At 34.4% G+C, this 12,882-nt stretch carries 27 protein-coding genes; all 27 read left to right on the top strand.

Translation table 11 applies throughout. The features are described 5' to 3' along the window. Nucleotides 1–2: 2 nt before the first annotated feature. The 27 genes from rpsJ (at nt 3) to rpsD (ending at nt 12,860) form a co-directional block, all read left to right on the top strand. Nucleotides 3–308 carry a 30S ribosomal protein S10 gene (rpsJ, locus tag Q4Q35_RS15770; protein ID WP_007650482.1) on the top strand — a complete coding sequence of 102 codons (306 nt, stop codon included), beginning with the start codon at nt 3–5 and terminating at the stop codon, nt 306–308. 231 nt (nt 309–539) lie between these two features. Continuing rightward, entirely contained in the window at nt 540–1,157 is a 618-nt protein-coding gene (rplC, locus tag Q4Q35_RS15765; RefSeq protein WP_303278964.1) for a 50S ribosomal protein L3, read from the top strand. Then, nucleotides 1,157–1,786 carry a 50S ribosomal protein L4 gene (gene rplD / locus Q4Q35_RS15760; RefSeq protein ID WP_303278963.1) on the top strand — a complete coding sequence of 210 codons (630 nt, stop codon included), beginning with the start codon at nt 1,157–1,159 and terminating at the stop codon, nt 1,784–1,786. The genes rplC and rplD overlap by 1 nt, the downstream gene beginning before the upstream one ends. A 7-nt stretch (nt 1,787–1,793) precedes the next feature. Continuing rightward, nucleotides 1,794–2,084, top strand: coding sequence for a 50S ribosomal protein L23 (gene rplW, locus Q4Q35_RS15755; protein WP_303278962.1), 291 nt, complete (start codon nt 1,794–1,796; stop codon nt 2,082–2,084). A gap of 10 nt (nt 2,085–2,094) precedes the next feature. Next, a complete protein-coding gene (gene rplB, locus Q4Q35_RS15750) occupies nt 2,095–2,922 on the top strand; it encodes a 50S ribosomal protein L2 (RefSeq protein WP_303278961.1) in 828 nt (275 codons plus the stop codon). A gap of 3 nt (nt 2,923–2,925) precedes the next feature. After that, on the top strand, nt 2,926–3,204 hold the full coding sequence (rpsS, locus tag Q4Q35_RS15745; protein ID WP_303278960.1) for a 30S ribosomal protein S19: 279 nt from the start codon (nt 2,926–2,928) through the stop codon (nt 3,202–3,204). 6 nt (nt 3,205–3,210) lie between these two features. After that, nucleotides 3,211–3,618 carry a 50S ribosomal protein L22 gene (gene rplV, locus Q4Q35_RS15740; protein ID WP_303278959.1) on the top strand — a complete coding sequence of 136 codons (408 nt, stop codon included), beginning with the start codon at nt 3,211–3,213 and terminating at the stop codon, nt 3,616–3,618. A gap of 8 nt (nt 3,619–3,626) precedes the next feature. Beyond that, nucleotides 3,627–4,355, top strand: coding sequence for a 30S ribosomal protein S3 (rpsC, locus tag Q4Q35_RS15735; protein WP_303278957.1), 729 nt, complete (start codon nt 3,627–3,629; stop codon nt 4,353–4,355). A 21-nt stretch (nt 4,356–4,376) separates the two neighbouring features. Continuing rightward, a complete protein-coding gene (gene rplP, locus Q4Q35_RS15730) occupies nt 4,377–4,796 on the top strand; it encodes a 50S ribosomal protein L16 (protein ID WP_303278956.1) in 420 nt (139 codons plus the stop codon). 99 nt (nt 4,797–4,895) lie between these two features. Next, on the top strand, nt 4,896–5,087 hold the full coding sequence (rpmC, locus tag Q4Q35_RS15725; RefSeq protein WP_303278955.1) for a 50S ribosomal protein L29: 192 nt from the start codon (nt 4,896–4,898) through the stop codon (nt 5,085–5,087). A gap of 12 nt (nt 5,088–5,099) precedes the next feature. Further along, nucleotides 5,100–5,357 carry a 30S ribosomal protein S17 gene (gene rpsQ / locus Q4Q35_RS15720; RefSeq protein WP_139001948.1) on the top strand — a complete coding sequence of 86 codons (258 nt, stop codon included), beginning with the start codon at nt 5,100–5,102 and terminating at the stop codon, nt 5,355–5,357. A gap of 2 nt (nt 5,358–5,359) precedes the next feature. After that, the gene (gene rplN / locus Q4Q35_RS15715; RefSeq protein WP_019386277.1) at nt 5,360–5,728 is read left to right on the top strand and encodes a 50S ribosomal protein L14; all 369 of its coding nucleotides are present in this window, start codon (nt 5,360–5,362) and stop codon (nt 5,726–5,728) included. 14 nt (nt 5,729–5,742) lie between these two features. Next, complete coding sequence (gene rplX / locus Q4Q35_RS15710; protein ID WP_303278954.1) at nt 5,743–6,054, top strand: 50S ribosomal protein L24; 312 nt, start codon at nt 5,743–5,745, stop codon at nt 6,052–6,054. 2 nt (nt 6,055–6,056) lie between these two features. Continuing rightward, nucleotides 6,057–6,608, top strand: coding sequence for a 50S ribosomal protein L5 (gene rplE / locus Q4Q35_RS15705; RefSeq protein WP_303278953.1), 552 nt, complete (start codon nt 6,057–6,059; stop codon nt 6,606–6,608). A 3-nt stretch (nt 6,609–6,611) separates the two neighbouring features. Beyond that, on the top strand, nt 6,612–6,881 hold the full coding sequence (gene rpsN, locus Q4Q35_RS15700; protein ID WP_042499141.1) for a 30S ribosomal protein S14: 270 nt from the start codon (nt 6,612–6,614) through the stop codon (nt 6,879–6,881). 68 nt (nt 6,882–6,949) lie between these two features. Then, the gene (rpsH, locus tag Q4Q35_RS15695; protein WP_102757008.1) at nt 6,950–7,348 is read left to right on the top strand and encodes a 30S ribosomal protein S8; all 399 of its coding nucleotides are present in this window, start codon (nt 6,950–6,952) and stop codon (nt 7,346–7,348) included. 17 nt (nt 7,349–7,365) lie between these two features. Then, nucleotides 7,366–7,908 carry a 50S ribosomal protein L6 gene (gene rplF, locus Q4Q35_RS15690; RefSeq protein WP_303278952.1) on the top strand — a complete coding sequence of 181 codons (543 nt, stop codon included), beginning with the start codon at nt 7,366–7,368 and terminating at the stop codon, nt 7,906–7,908. A gap of 10 nt (nt 7,909–7,918) precedes the next feature. After that, on the top strand, nt 7,919–8,275 hold the full coding sequence (rplR, locus tag Q4Q35_RS15685) for a 50S ribosomal protein L18 (RefSeq protein WP_303278951.1): 357 nt from the start codon (nt 7,919–7,921) through the stop codon (nt 8,273–8,275). Nucleotides 8,276–8,281: 6 nt separating this feature from the next. Beyond that, nucleotides 8,282–8,806, top strand: a complete 525-nt coding sequence (gene rpsE / locus Q4Q35_RS15680; RefSeq protein ID WP_303278950.1) for a 30S ribosomal protein S5 — start codon at nt 8,282–8,284, stop codon at nt 8,804–8,806. Nucleotides 8,807–8,817: 11 nt separating this feature from the next. Beyond that, the gene (gene rpmD / locus Q4Q35_RS15675) at nt 8,818–9,000 is read left to right on the top strand and encodes a 50S ribosomal protein L30 (RefSeq protein ID WP_274184822.1); all 183 of its coding nucleotides are present in this window, start codon (nt 8,818–8,820) and stop codon (nt 8,998–9,000) included. 13 nt (nt 9,001–9,013) lie between these two features. Continuing rightward, nucleotides 9,014–9,466 carry a 50S ribosomal protein L15 gene (rplO, locus tag Q4Q35_RS15670; protein ID WP_303278948.1) on the top strand — a complete coding sequence of 151 codons (453 nt, stop codon included), beginning with the start codon at nt 9,014–9,016 and terminating at the stop codon, nt 9,464–9,466. Between the two features lie 15 nt (nt 9,467–9,481). Continuing rightward, entirely contained in the window at nt 9,482–10,834 is a 1,353-nt protein-coding gene (gene secY, locus Q4Q35_RS15665; RefSeq protein ID WP_303278947.1) for a preprotein translocase subunit SecY, read from the top strand. A 12-nt stretch (nt 10,835–10,846) separates the two neighbouring features. Next, nucleotides 10,847–11,062 (top strand): translation initiation factor IF-1, encoded by a 216-nt coding sequence (gene infA / locus Q4Q35_RS15660; RefSeq protein WP_007094967.1) that lies wholly within the window; start codon nt 10,847–10,849, stop codon nt 11,060–11,062. Nucleotides 11,063–11,066: 4 nt separating this feature from the next. Further along, entirely contained in the window at nt 11,067–11,183 is a 117-nt protein-coding gene (ykgO, locus tag Q4Q35_RS15655; RefSeq protein WP_010181906.1) for a type B 50S ribosomal protein L36, read from the top strand. A gap of 2 nt (nt 11,184–11,185) precedes the next feature. Further along, a complete protein-coding gene (gene rpsM / locus Q4Q35_RS15650) occupies nt 11,186–11,560 on the top strand; it encodes a 30S ribosomal protein S13 (protein WP_303278943.1) in 375 nt (124 codons plus the stop codon). 135 nt (nt 11,561–11,695) lie between these two features. Next, nucleotides 11,696–12,079 carry a 30S ribosomal protein S11 gene (gene rpsK / locus Q4Q35_RS15645; protein ID WP_135877609.1) on the top strand — a complete coding sequence of 128 codons (384 nt, stop codon included), beginning with the start codon at nt 11,696–11,698 and terminating at the stop codon, nt 12,077–12,079. A gap of 175 nt (nt 12,080–12,254) precedes the next feature. Then, nucleotides 12,255–12,860, top strand: a complete 606-nt coding sequence (rpsD, locus tag Q4Q35_RS15640; protein ID WP_303278942.1) for a 30S ribosomal protein S4 — start codon at nt 12,255–12,257, stop codon at nt 12,858–12,860. Nucleotides 12,861–12,882 lie beyond the last annotated feature (22 nt).

Raw genomic sequence — 12,882 nt, 5'->3', positions numbered from 1 at the left:
AAATGAGTCAAAAAATCAGAATAAAATTAAAATCTTACGATCACAACTTAGTAGACAAATCTGCTGATAAGATTGTAAAAACAGTAAAAAGTACTGGAGCTGTTGTAACTGGACCAATTCCATTACCAACGCACAAGAAAATTTTCACTGTATTACGTTCACCACACGTAAACAAGAAATCAAGAGAACAATTTCAATTAAGCTCTTATAAGAGGTTATTAGATATCTACTCTTCGTCATCAAAAACAATTGATGCGTTAATGAAGCTTGAGTTACCAAGTGGAGTTGAGGTGGAAATTAAAGTTTAATTTCCATTCCCACGAAGGTGGAAATCTCATTAAAAGTAAGAGATTAGAAGTATAAGATTTCCGTTTTTACGGAAATGAAAATGTCCCACCGATGCGGTCGCGGGAAAAACGGAAAAATACATTTCAGGGACGAAAAGTATTTTGTCCCTGAATTTTTTTAAATAAGTAAATTAATAACAAAGATTGAAGATTTTAAATTTAAAAATCAACAATCGTAAATCGTAAATTAAAATGTCTGGGTTAATTGGAAAAAAAATCGGTATGACCAGCATCTTTGATGACAACGGGAAGAACATTCCTTGTACAGTTATCCAAGCTGGACCATGTATCGTTACCCAAGTCAGAACCGAAGAAATTGATGGCTATGAAGCTGTTCAATTAGGTTTCGATGACGCGACAGAAAAAAGTGCTACTAAAGCAGACTTAGGTCATGCAAAAAAAGCAGGTACTTCTGTAAAGCGTAAAATCGTCGAATTCAAAGGTTTTGAGGAGGAGTACAAATTAGGTGATGCAATCACTGTAGAGCACTTTGAAGAAGGTGAATTTGTTGATGTTTCAGGAACATCAAAAGGAAAAGGATTCCAAGGGGTTGTAAAACGTCATGGTTTTGGTGGTGTAGGTCAAGCGACTCACGGTCAACACAATCGTTTAAGAGCACCTGGTTCTATTGGAGCAGCTTCTTACCCTGCAAGAGTTTTTAAAGGAATGAAGATGGCAGGAAGAATGGGTGGAGACACAGTAAAAGTTCAAAATTTAAGAGTTTTAAAAGTAGTTGCTGAAAAGAATCTACTTGTTGTTAAAGGATGTGTTCCTGGACATAAAAGCGCTTATGTAATTATTAGAAAATAATGAAAGTAGCAGTTTTAGATATAAACGGAAAAGACACAGGTAGAAAGGCAGACCTTTCTAAAGATGTGTTCGCTATTGAGCCTAATAATCACGCTGTATATTTGGATGTTAAACAGTATTTAGCAAATCAAAGACAAGGAACTCACAAATCTAAAGAAAGAGGTGAGATTACTGGAAGTACGCGTAAAATTAAAAAGCAAAAAGGAACTGGTACCGCAAGAGCAGGTAGTATTAAGTCAGGTATATTTAAAGGAGGAGGCCGTATGTTTGGCCCAAGACCAAGAAATTATAGCTTCAAACTTAATAAAAATGTTAAGCGTTTAGCACGTAAATCTGCATTAAGTATTAAAGCAGGAGAAAAGTCAATTACAGTTTTAGAAGACTTTAATTTTGATGCTCCAAAAACTAAAAACTTTACAGCAGTTTTAAAAGCATTAGAGCTTGAAAACAAAAAGTCTTTGTTTGTGTTGGGTGGGTCAAATAATAATGTATATTTGTCATCGCGTAATTTAAAAGGTTCTGAAGTTATAACGTCTTCAGAATTAAGTACTTACAAAATTCTAAATGCAAATCAAATAGTGCTTTTAGAAGGTGCCTTAGAAGGAATTGAAACAAACTTAAGTAAATAAGAAACAGATGAGTATCTTAATTAAACCTATAATCACAGAAAAAGCGACTGCAGATAGCGAGTTAAGAAACTGCTATACTTTCGCGGTGAATACAAAGGCGAACAAGGTAGAAATCAAAAAGGCAGTGGAAGCTGCTTATGGTGTTTCTGTTGAAAAAGTTCGTACTATAAATGTCCGTCCAGATCGTAGTACCAAGTATACAAAAACTGGTATTCAACATGGTAAAACAAATGCTGTTAAAAAAGCAATTGTACAACTGGCGGAAGGTGAAATGATTGATTTATACAGTAACATGTAATTAGACAACAATGTCAGTAAGAAAATTAAAACCAATCACACCAGGACAGCGATTTAGAGTAGTAAATGGATTTGACGCCATAACTACTGATAAGCCGGAAAAGAGTTTACTCGTTCCGAATAAAAGGTCTGGTGGTAGAAACAGTCAAGGAAAAATGACCATGCGCTACAAAGGCGGAGGTCATAAAAGAAAGTATCGTATTATCGATTTTAAACGTGACAAAACCGGTATTCCGGCAGAAGTTAAGTCAATTGAATACGATCCAAACAGAACAGCTTTTATCGCTTTATTGAATTATCAAGATGGCGAAAAAAGATACATCATTGCTCAAAATGGTTTACAAGTTGGGCAAAATGTTGTTTCAGGTGCATCAAGTGTTGCTCCAGAAATCGGAAATGCAATGCCGTTAAGTGAAATTCCATTAGGAACTATCATTTCTTGTGTAGAGTTACGTCCAGGTCAAGGTGCGGTAATGGCACGTAGTGCTGGAGCTTTTGCTCAGTTAATGGCAAGAGATGGTAAATTCGCAACTATTAAATTACCTTCAGGAGAAACAAGATTAATTCTTGTTAATTGTATGGCAACGATAGGTGTTGTGTCTAACTCAGATCATCAATTATTGGTGTCTGGTAAGGCAGGTAGAACAAGATGGTTAGGAAGAAGACCACGTACTAGACCAGTAGTAATGAATCCGGTTGATCACCCAATGGGAGGTGGTGAAGGTAAATCTTCAGGAGGACACCCGCGTTCTAGAAATGGTATACCGGCTAAAGGTTATAGAACTCGTTCTAAGACTAAAGCAAGTAATAAATATATTGTAGAACGTAGAAAGAAATAAGATATGTCAAGATCATTAAAAAAAGGACCTTACGTTCATTATAAATTAGAGAAAAAAGTGGCTGCAAATCTTGAAGCTAACAAAAAAACAGTAATCAAAACTTGGTCTAGAGCCAGTATGATTACTCCAGATTTTGTTGGACAAACAATAGCAGTACATAATGGCCGTCAATTTGTACCAGTATATGTAACAGAAAACATGGTAGGTCATAAATTAGGAGAATTTTCACCAACACGTTCATTCCGTGGGCATGCAGGTGCTAAAAATAAAGGTAAAAAGTAGTAAGCTATGGGAAGTCGTAAAAAACAAATGGCAGACGCTATTAAGGAAGCAAAAAAGCAAGTTGCTTTTGCTAAACTTAATAATTGTCCTACATCACCGAGAAAAATGCGTTTAGTAGCCGATTTAGTAAGAGGTGAAAAAGTAGAACATGCACTTAATATTTTAAAGTTCAACCAAAAGGAAGCATCAGGTCGTTTAGAGAAATTGTTGTTGTCTGCAATTGCAAACTGGCAATCTAAAAACGAAAATGCTGATGTTGAAGCAGCTGAATTATTTGTAAAGGAGATTAAAGTTGACAGCGGATCTATGTTAAAAAGATTGCGTCCTGCTCCTCAAGGTCGTGCACACAGAATAAGAAAACGTTCTAACCACGTAACGATCGTAGTTGGAGCTAACAATAACACACAAAGCTAAGATAAGATATGGGACAAAAAACAAATCCAATCGGGAATCGCTTAGGTATTATCAGAGGATGGGAATCTAACTGGTACGGAGGTAATGATTATGGAGATAAGCTTGCCGAAGACGATAAAATTAGAAAATACGTTCACGCACGTCTATCTAAAGCTAGTGTAAGTAGAGTAATTATTGAAAGAACTTTAAAACTTGTAACCGTTACTATCACTACTGCCAGACCTGGTATCATTATTGGAAAAGGTGGACAAGAGGTAGACAAGTTAAAAGAAGAGCTTAAGAAAATTACTGGAAAAGAAGTTCAGATTAATATTTTTGAAATTAAAAGACCTGAACTTGATGCATTTTTAGTAGGATCTAGTATTGCTCGTCAAATTGAAAATAGAATTTCATACAGACGTGCAATAAAAATGGCTATTGCTGCTACAATGCGTATGAATGCTGAAGGAATTAAAATCCAAATTAGTGGGCGTTTAAATGGTGCTGAAATGGCACGTAGCGAACACTATAAAGAAGGACGTATTCCTTTATCAACCTTTAGAGCCGATATTGATTATGCTTTAGTTGAGGCACACACTACTTATGGTAGATTGGGTGTTAAAGTATGGATTATGAAAGGCGAAGTATATGGTAAAAGAGAACTTTCTCCGCTTGTTGGATTATCCAAAAAGCAAGGAAAAGGTGGAGCCGGAGGACATGGTGGAAATAGAGATAACAAATCTCGTCGTAGAAAGTAATTTTTTATAAAGTAAAAAAAAATGTTACAGCCTAAAAGAACAAAATTTCGTAAGCAACAAAAAGGACGTATGAAAGGTCTTTCTCAAAGAGGAAACCAACTTTCAAGCGGAACTTTTGGAATTAAAGCACTGGATTCTAAGTTTATAACATCACGTCAAATAGAAGCTGCACGTATTGCCGCTACACGTTATATGAAAAGAGAAGGGCAACTTTGGATTAAAATATTTCCAGACAAGCCAATCACAAAGAAACCTCTTGAAGTACGTATGGGTAAAGGTAAAGGTGCCGTTGAATATTGGGTAGCTGTTGTGAAACCAGGACGCGTTTTATTTGAAATAGGTGGTGTGCCATTAGACGTAGCTAAAGAAGCATTACGTTTAGCAGCACAAAAACTACCTGTAAAAACTAAGTTTTTAATTGCTCGCGATTACGAAGCATAATTTATTTGATATTATGAAATGAGCTGTTAATAATTTTCATATTAACGAAAAGTATAAATAGCGAATTACATCTGACAAATTAAAAAATAAGAATCACAGATGAAACAATCAGAAATTAAAGAATTATCAATAGCTGAGTTACAAGAGAAACTTAGTGAGACTAAAAAAAGTTATTCGGACCTAAAAATGGCTCATGCAATATCTCCTTTAGAGAATCCAATTCAATTACGTTCTATAAGAAGAACAGTAGCTAGAATTGCGACTGAATTAACTAAAAGAGAATTACAATAATTCAGCTGAAAGATGGAAACAAGAAATTTAAGAAAAGAACGTATAGGAGTTGTTACAAGTAACAAAATGCAGAAATCTATTGTGGTTTCTGAGGTTAAAAAAGTGAAACATCCTATGTATGGTAAGTTCGTGTTAAAAACAAAAAAATATGTTGCACACGACGAGCAAAATGACTGCAACGAAGGAGATACTGTAAGAATCATGGAAACAAGACCTTTAAGTAAATCTAAATGTTGGAGATTAGTTGAAATCATAGAAAGAGCTAAATAATTATGGTACAGCAAGAATCAAGATTAAAGGTAGCAGATAACACTGGAGCAAAAGAAGTATTAACAATACGTGTTCTAGGTGGTACTAAAAGAAGATACGCTTCTGTAGGAGACAAAATAGTTGTTTCTGTTAAAGATGCAACACCTAATGGAAACATTAAAAAAGGTGCTGTTTCTACTGCAGTTGTTGTTCGTACTAAAAAAGAAGTAAGAAGACCAGACGGATCTTATATAAGATTTGATGATAACGCTTGTGTTTTATTAAACCCAACGGGTGAGATGAGAGGAACACGTGTATTTGGTCCTGTTGCAAGAGAACTTCGTGATAAACAATTCATGAAAATTGTATCATTAGCACCAGAGGTGCTTTAATACATTAATTTAAGATGACAAAGCTTAAAATAAAAACTGGAGATACTGTAAAAGTAATTGCTGGAGACCATAAAGGGTCTGAAGGGAAAGTACAAAAGGTATTTATAGGAAAGAACAAAGCGATCGTTGAGGGTATAAACATGGTGAAGAAACACATGAAACCAAGTGCTCAAAACCCACAAGGAGGAATCGTAGAAAAAGAAGCAGCTATACATATTTCTAACTTATCATTGTTAACTTCAAAAGGAGAAACGACAAGAGTTGGATTTAAAATAGAAGGCGATAAAAAAGTAAGGTTTTCAAAAAAATCTAATGAAGTAATATAGTTATGGCATATTCACCTAGACTTAAAGAAGAGTATAAAAGCAGAGTAATTGCAGCTCTTACAGACGAATTTGGATATAAGAATGTAATGCAAGTTCCTAAACTTACTAAGATAGTGATATCTAAAGGTGTTGGAGCGGCAGTTGCAGACAAAAAGCTAATCGACTACGCTGTAGACGAGTTAACAGCTATATCTGGACAAAAAGCGATATCTACATTATCTAAAAAAGATGTTGCATCATTTAAATTGCGTAAAGGTATGCCAATTGGGGCTAAAGTTACTTTACGTGGTGAAAGAATGTATGAGTTTTTAGATCGTTTAGTTACTTCAGCACTTCCACGTGTTAGAGATTTTAGCGGAATTAAAGCGACTGGATTTGATGGACGTGGTAATTATAATTTAGGAATTACAGAACAAATTATATTTCCAGAAATAGATATTGATAAAGTAAATAAAATTTCTGGTATGGATGTTACATTTGTAACAACTGCAGAAACAGATAAGGAAGCAAAATCATTATTAACCGAATTAGGATTACCTTTTAAAAAGAACTAAGATATGGCTAAAGAATCAATGAAAGCCCGTGAGGTAAAAAGATCTAAAACAGTAGCTAAGTATGCTGAAAAACGTAAAGCTTTAAAAGAAGCTGGAGATTATGAAGCATTACAAAAGTTACCTAAAAATGCATCTCCTATTCGTCAGCATAATAGATGTAAATTAACAGGAAGACCAAAAGGTTATATGAGAACTTTTGGAATTTCTCGTGTAACTTTTAGAGAGATGGCCAATCAAGGTCTTATCCCTGGAGTAAGAAAAGCTAGTTGGTAATATTATTTAAATAATCGGGTTTAAGGTTCGAAATAGTTCGAAAACCAAGACCACAAAATCAATTCATTATGTACTCAGATCCAATTGCGGATTATTTGACAAGAATTAGAAATGCAGTGCGTGCTAACCACAGAGTCGTGGAGATACCTGCATCTAATTTGAAAAAAGATATCACTAAAATATTATTCGAACAAGGATATATTTTAAGTTATAAATTTGATGATTCGACTGTACAAGGCACTATTAAAATAGCGCTTAAGTACAACAAAGAAACAAAAGAACCAGTAATTAAAAAACTTCAAAGAATTAGTACACCAGGTTTACGTAAGTATGCCGGAGCTAACGATTTACCTAGAATCCTTAATGGTCTTGGTATTGCTATTGTTTCAACTTCTCATGGAGTTATGACAGGTAAGCAAGCTAAAAGAGACAATGTAGGAGGCGAAGTTTTATGTTATGTTTACTAATTTAAAGCCGAAAAGAAATGTCAAGAATAGGAAATAATCCAGTAGCCATTCCAGAAGGTGTAACAGTAGATGTTAAAGATAACGTTGTAACTGTAAAAGGAAAATTAGGAGAGTTAACACAAAATTACGATTCTATAGAGATAAAAGTAGAGGAAGGAAATGTTTTAGTAACACGTTCTTCTGATACTAAAGACCAAAAAGCAAAACATGGTTTATACAGATCATTAATGTATAACATGATTGAAGGTGTGTCTAAAGGGTGGACTAAAGAATTAGAATTGGTAGGTGTAGGTTATAGAGCATCAAACCAAGGTCAAAAATTAGATTTAGCCTTAGGGTTTTCTCATAATATTGTTTTAAATATTGCTCCAGAAGTAAAAGTTGAAACAATTTCAGAAAAAGGGAAAAATCCAATAGTAAAGTTAACATCATTCGATAAACAACTTGTTGGTCAAGTAGCTGCGAAAATTCGCGGATTTAGAAAACCAGAGCCTTACAAAGGAAAAGGGGTTAAGTTTGTTGGTGAGGAAATAAGAAGAAAAGCAGGTAAATCAGCTTAATAATTAAGTTATGGCATTAACAAAGACTGAAAGAAGACTAAGAATAAAAAACAGAATCCGTAAGGTAGTTTCTGGTACAGAAGCAAGACCAAGATTAGCTGTTTTTAGAAGTAATAAGGAAATTTATGCTCAATTGGTTGATGATGTGACTGGTAAGACTATCAGTGCAGCATCTTCAAGAGATAAAGACATTAGTGCTGCGAAAGCAACTAAATCAGAAGTAGCTAAATTAGTAGGTAAGTCACTTGCTGAAAAAGCTGTAAAAGCTGGTGTAGAAACCATTACTTTTGATAGAGGTGGTTATTTATACCATGGAAGAGTAAAATCATTAGCTGAAGGAGCTAGAGAAGCAGGACTTAAATTCTAAGAAATTATGTTTAAAAAATATAAAAGTGCAGAATTAGTAAAACCAGGTGGATTAGATCTTAAAGATCGTTTGGTTGGCGTACAAAGAGTTACTAAAGTAACAAAAGGAGGTAGAGCATTTGGTTTTTCAGCAATTGTAGTAGTTGGTGATGAAGCAGGTGTTGTAGGACAAGGTTTAGGAAAGTCTAAAGATGTTGCCAGTGCGATAGCAAAAGCAATAGAAGATGCTAAGAAAAACCTGGTAAGAATTCCTATTAGAAAAGGGACTTTACCTCACGAACAAAAAGGTAAATATGGAGGCGCAAGAGTAAATATTATTCCTGCCGCTCCTGGTACAGGAGTTATTGCTGGTGGTGCAGTTAGAACTGTACTTGAGGCTGTTGGTGTACATGATGTATTATCAAAATCTCAAGGATCGTCTAACCCTCATAATGTGGTAAAAGCAACGTTTGATGCTTTATTACAATTAAGAGATGCTAACGCAATTGCTAGAGATAGAGGTATTTCACTTGAACAAGTTTTTAACGCTTAATACAGACAGAGATGGCAAAGATTAAAGTAACAAAAGTTAAAAGCGCAATCAATCGTACACAAAGACAAAAAAGAACATTAGAAGCTTTAGGTCTTAAAAAGATTGGTCAAGTAAAAGAGCACGAAGCTACACCTAATATATTAGGTATGGTTGCTAAAGTTTCACATTTAGTTTCTGTTGAAGAGGCAAAATAATATAAAACTGAAAATGGATTTAAGTAATTTAAAACCTGCAGAAGGTTCAGTAAAAAATCAAGGAAAAAGAATAGGAAGAGGACAAGGTTCTGGTAAAGGTGGTACGGCTACACGTGGTCACAAAGGAGCTAAATCTCGTTCAGGATATTCTAAGAAACTAGGATTTGAAGGAGGGCAAATGCCACTTCAAAGACGTGTTCCTAAATTTGGTTTTACTAACATTAACCGTGTTGAATACCAAGGTATCAATTTAGATACTTTACAACAATTGGTTGATGATAAGAAAATAAAAGATACGGTAGATTTTGAAACGTTATTCTCAAACCGTTTAGCTGGAAAGAATGATCTGGTTAAGATTTTAGGTAGAGGAGAGTTAAAAGCAAAATTAAAAGTATCTGCACATAAATTTACTGCTACTGCAAAAGCCGCTATTGAGGCAGCAGGAGGAGAAGCAATAACATTATAAGACCATATTATACGTATGAAGTTTATAGAATCGTTAAAAAATGTTTGGAAAATTGAGGAACTAAGAAACAGAATCATAGTAACACTAGGTCTGTTATTAGTATATCGTTTCGGTACTCAGGTTACTTTGCCAGGTGTTGATGCCGCGCAATTAGCAGCCTTAGGAGACAAAACTAGTCAGGGGTTATTAGGATTACTTAGCCAGTTTACTGGAGGAGCTTTTTCTAGAGCATCTGTATTTGCCTTAGGTATTATGCCTTACATTTCTGCTTCTATTGTAGTACAATTAATGGGTATAGCTATTCCTTATTTACAGAAATTGCAAAAAGAAGGAGCGAGTGGACAGAAAAAAGTGAATCAAATTACACGTTGGTTAACCATTGCTATTTGTTTATTACAAGCACCAGGTTATTTAGCAAGTTTACCTGCTTTAGGTGTGCCACAAAGTGCCTTTTTATTAGGCACTGGACCTTTATTCTATTTTTCATCAGTAACAATTTTAGTTACAGGCTGTATTTTTGCGATGTGGTTAGGTGAAAAAATAACAGACAAAGGTATAGGTAATGGAATTTCATTATTAATCATGGTTGGTATCATTGCTACATTACCACAGTCATTTATTCAAAATGCAGCAACTAGATTAGAAGGTAACAATGTGATGTTAATTCTTTTTGAACTGGTTATTTGGTTTGTTATTATTTTAGTTACAATCATGCTAGTTATGGCTGTTAGAAAAATAGCTGTACAATATGCAAGAAGAACTGCTTCTGGTGGGTATGAGAAAAGTGCTATGGCTGGTTCAAGACAGTATATTCCATTAAAGCTAAATGCTTCTGGAGTAATGCCTATTATATTTGCTCAAGCTATTATGTTTGTGCCCGGTATGATAGGAGGTACAGATTTGTTAAAAGATTCATCAGTAGGAGCATGGTTAGTAACCAACCTTGGTCCAGCAAGTATGTTTGGCTTTTGGTACAACGTAGTATTCGGTTTATTAATCATAGTATTCACGTATTTCTATACCGCTATCACCGTACCAACAAATAAAATGGCAGACGATTTAAAAAGAAGTGGTGGTTTTATTCCTGGTATTCGTCCAGGTACAGAAACAGCTGAATATCTTGATAAAATAATGTCTCAGATAACCTTACCAGGATCTATATTTTTAGCACTTATAGCTGTGTTCCCAGCATTTATAGTTAAACTTATGGATGTACAACAAGGATGGGCATTATTTTTTGGAGGAACTTCATTATTAATCATGGTTGGAGTTGCAATTGATACGATGCAACAAGTAAATTCATACTTGTTAAATAGACATTATGATGGCTTGATGAAAACTGGTAAAAATAGAAAAGCTAGCGCTTAATATATATCTACTATGGCAAAACAGGCAGCAATAGAACAAGACGGAACCATTATAGAAGCATTATCAAATGCTATGTTTCGTGTTGAATTAGAAAATGGTCATATTGTGACTGCACACATTTCTGGTAAAATGCGTATGCATTATATAAAATTATTACCAGGAGATAAAGTGAAATTAGAAATGAGTCCTTACGATTTAACAAAGGCTCGAATAACTTATAGATACTAATACGATGAAAGTAAGAGCATCACTTAAAAAGAGAAGTGCGGATTGTAAAATCGTACGAAGAAAAGGCAGACTTTACGTTATAAACAAAAAGAATCCTAGATTTAAACAAAGACAAGGGTAATTATGGCAAGAATTGCAGGTGTAGACATACCAAAAAACAAAAGAGGAGTAATCTCTTTAACTTATATCTATGGAATAGGTAGAAGTAGAGCAAAAGAAATTTTAGCAGCCGCTAAGGTTGACGAAAGCACAAAAGTTCAAGATTGGAACGATGATCAGATTAGTGGTATTCGTGAAGCTGTTGGAGCTTTTACAATCGAAGGTGAATTACGTTCTGAAACACAATTAAACATTAAGCGATTAATGGATATTGGATGTTACAGAGGTATTCGTCATAGATCGGGTCTTCCATTAAGAGGGCAACGTACTAAAAACAACTCTAGAACTAGAAAAGGTAGAAGAAAAACAGTTGCTAACAAGAAAAAAGCAACTAAATAATAATTAATCCCGATAGCTCCCGATAATTATCGGGAGGGGATAGTCTTTAGTATTTAGACGTTGGAAGGAATCTGTTTGAAATTATAAAGGTTTAGGATTCTAGCGACTATCACTAATAACTGAAAACTAGAAAATATGGCAAAAACAAGCACAAAAAAGCGTAAAGTTATTGTAGATTCTGTTGGAGAAGCACATGTTACAGCTTCTTTTAATAACATCATTATATCACTTACCAATAAAAAAGGAGACGTAATTTCATGGTCTTCTGCTGGTAAAATGGGATTTAGAGGTTCTAAGAAAAACACTCCTTACGCAGCTCAATTAGCGGCAGAAGATGCAGCAGCTGTAGCTCAAGAAGCTGGTTTAAAGAAAGTAAAGGTTTATGTAAAAGGGCCAGGAAATGGTAGAGAATCTGCTATTCGTTCAATTCATAATGCTGGTATAGAAGTAACAGAGATTATTGATGTTACACCATTACCACATAATGGATGTCGTCCTCCAAAACGTAGAAGAGTATAATTTATATATTTTATGAGAATTAATATCAATTGTTTTAACAGTTGATATTAATTTTTTATATGTAAATTTGCAAACTGAAAAAAAATAATAACAAGTATCAACGAGAGATAAAAAAGATTATCGAAGGATAAGATTAAGACCTTAATTCATAATCACTCTCACAAACAAATTTAAAATGGCAAGATATACTGGTCCTAAAACTAAAATAGCTCGTAAATTTGGAGAAGCTATTTTTGGAGACGATAAGTCTTTTGAAAAAAGAAACTACCCTCCAGGTCAACACGGAAATAACAGAAGACGTGGAAAAAAATCTGAATACGCAATCCAGTTAATGGAAAAACAAAAAGCTAAATATACCTATGGTATTTTAGAGCGTCAATTTAGAGGTTTATTTAAGAAAGCAAGAGCAGCACAAGGTATTACAGGTGAAGTTTTATTACAATTATGTGAGTCTAGATTAGACAACGTAGTGTATAGAATGGGAATCTCTCCTTCAAGAAGCGGAGCAAGACAATTAGTATCTCACAGACACATTACTGTAAATGGGGAGCTAGTAAATATTCCTTCTTACCAATTAAAAGCAGGAGACGTTGTGGCAGTAAGAGAAAAGTCAAAATCGCTTGAAGCTATTGAAAGATCTTTATCAAACTCAAATCACGTTTACGAATGGATTACTTGGAATGATGATACAAAGCAAGGAACTTATGTTTCTGTTCCTGCAAGAATTCAAATTCCAGAAAACATAAACGAACAATTCATAGTAGAATTATATTCTAAATAATAAATTAATCATATTGGTATTT

Source organism: Flavivirga aquimarina, from assembly GCF_030540835.1.
Taxonomy (GTDB): Bacteria; Bacteroidota; Bacteroidia; order Flavobacteriales; family Flavobacteriaceae; genus Flavivirga; species Flavivirga aquimarina.
This window is presented reverse-complemented; position numbering and strand designations above follow the sequence as displayed.

Excerpts from the sequence above, each read along its gene's own strand:
- rpsJ (WP_007650482.1), top strand. The coding sequence starts at position 3 with ATGAGTCAAAAAATCAGAATAAAATTAAAATCTTACGATCACAACTTA.
- rplC (WP_303278964.1), top strand. The coding sequence starts at position 540 with ATGTCTGGGTTAATTGGAAAAAAAATCGGTATGACCAGCATCTTTGAT.
- rplD (WP_303278963.1), top strand. The coding sequence starts at position 1,157 with ATGAAAGTAGCAGTTTTAGATATAAACGGAAAAGACACAGGTAGAAAG.
- rplW (WP_303278962.1), top strand. The coding sequence starts at position 1,794 with ATGAGTATCTTAATTAAACCTATAATCACAGAAAAAGCGACTGCAGAT.
- rplB (WP_303278961.1), top strand. The coding sequence starts at position 2,095 with ATGTCAGTAAGAAAATTAAAACCAATCACACCAGGACAGCGATTTAGA.
- rpsS (WP_303278960.1), top strand. The coding sequence starts at position 2,926 with ATGTCAAGATCATTAAAAAAAGGACCTTACGTTCATTATAAATTAGAG.
- rplV (WP_303278959.1), top strand. The coding sequence starts at position 3,211 with ATGGGAAGTCGTAAAAAACAAATGGCAGACGCTATTAAGGAAGCAAAA.
- rpsC (WP_303278957.1), top strand. The coding sequence starts at position 3,627 with ATGGGACAAAAAACAAATCCAATCGGGAATCGCTTAGGTATTATCAGA.
- rplP (WP_303278956.1), top strand. The coding sequence starts at position 4,377 with ATGTTACAGCCTAAAAGAACAAAATTTCGTAAGCAACAAAAAGGACGT.
- rpmC (WP_303278955.1), top strand. The coding sequence starts at position 4,896 with ATGAAACAATCAGAAATTAAAGAATTATCAATAGCTGAGTTACAAGAG.
- rpsQ (WP_139001948.1), top strand. The coding sequence starts at position 5,100 with ATGGAAACAAGAAATTTAAGAAAAGAACGTATAGGAGTTGTTACAAGT.
- rplN (WP_019386277.1), top strand. The coding sequence starts at position 5,360 with ATGGTACAGCAAGAATCAAGATTAAAGGTAGCAGATAACACTGGAGCA.
- rplX (WP_303278954.1), top strand. The coding sequence starts at position 5,743 with ATGACAAAGCTTAAAATAAAAACTGGAGATACTGTAAAAGTAATTGCT.
- rplE (WP_303278953.1), top strand. The coding sequence starts at position 6,057 with ATGGCATATTCACCTAGACTTAAAGAAGAGTATAAAAGCAGAGTAATT.
- rpsN (WP_042499141.1), top strand. The coding sequence starts at position 6,612 with ATGGCTAAAGAATCAATGAAAGCCCGTGAGGTAAAAAGATCTAAAACA.
- rpsH (WP_102757008.1), top strand. The coding sequence starts at position 6,950 with ATGTACTCAGATCCAATTGCGGATTATTTGACAAGAATTAGAAATGCA.
- rplF (WP_303278952.1), top strand. The coding sequence starts at position 7,366 with ATGTCAAGAATAGGAAATAATCCAGTAGCCATTCCAGAAGGTGTAACA.
- rplR (WP_303278951.1), top strand. The coding sequence starts at position 7,919 with ATGGCATTAACAAAGACTGAAAGAAGACTAAGAATAAAAAACAGAATC.
- rpsE (WP_303278950.1), top strand. The coding sequence starts at position 8,282 with ATGTTTAAAAAATATAAAAGTGCAGAATTAGTAAAACCAGGTGGATTA.
- rpmD (WP_274184822.1), top strand. The coding sequence starts at position 8,818 with ATGGCAAAGATTAAAGTAACAAAAGTTAAAAGCGCAATCAATCGTACA.
- rplO (WP_303278948.1), top strand. The coding sequence starts at position 9,014 with ATGGATTTAAGTAATTTAAAACCTGCAGAAGGTTCAGTAAAAAATCAA.
- secY (WP_303278947.1), top strand. The coding sequence starts at position 9,482 with ATGAAGTTTATAGAATCGTTAAAAAATGTTTGGAAAATTGAGGAACTA.
- infA (WP_007094967.1), top strand. The coding sequence starts at position 10,847 with ATGGCAAAACAGGCAGCAATAGAACAAGACGGAACCATTATAGAAGCA.
- ykgO (WP_010181906.1), top strand. The coding sequence starts at position 11,067 with ATGAAAGTAAGAGCATCACTTAAAAAGAGAAGTGCGGATTGTAAAATC.
- rpsM (WP_303278943.1), top strand. The coding sequence starts at position 11,186 with ATGGCAAGAATTGCAGGTGTAGACATACCAAAAAACAAAAGAGGAGTA.
- rpsK (WP_135877609.1), top strand. The coding sequence starts at position 11,696 with ATGGCAAAAACAAGCACAAAAAAGCGTAAAGTTATTGTAGATTCTGTT.
- rpsD (WP_303278942.1), top strand. The coding sequence starts at position 12,255 with ATGGCAAGATATACTGGTCCTAAAACTAAAATAGCTCGTAAATTTGGA.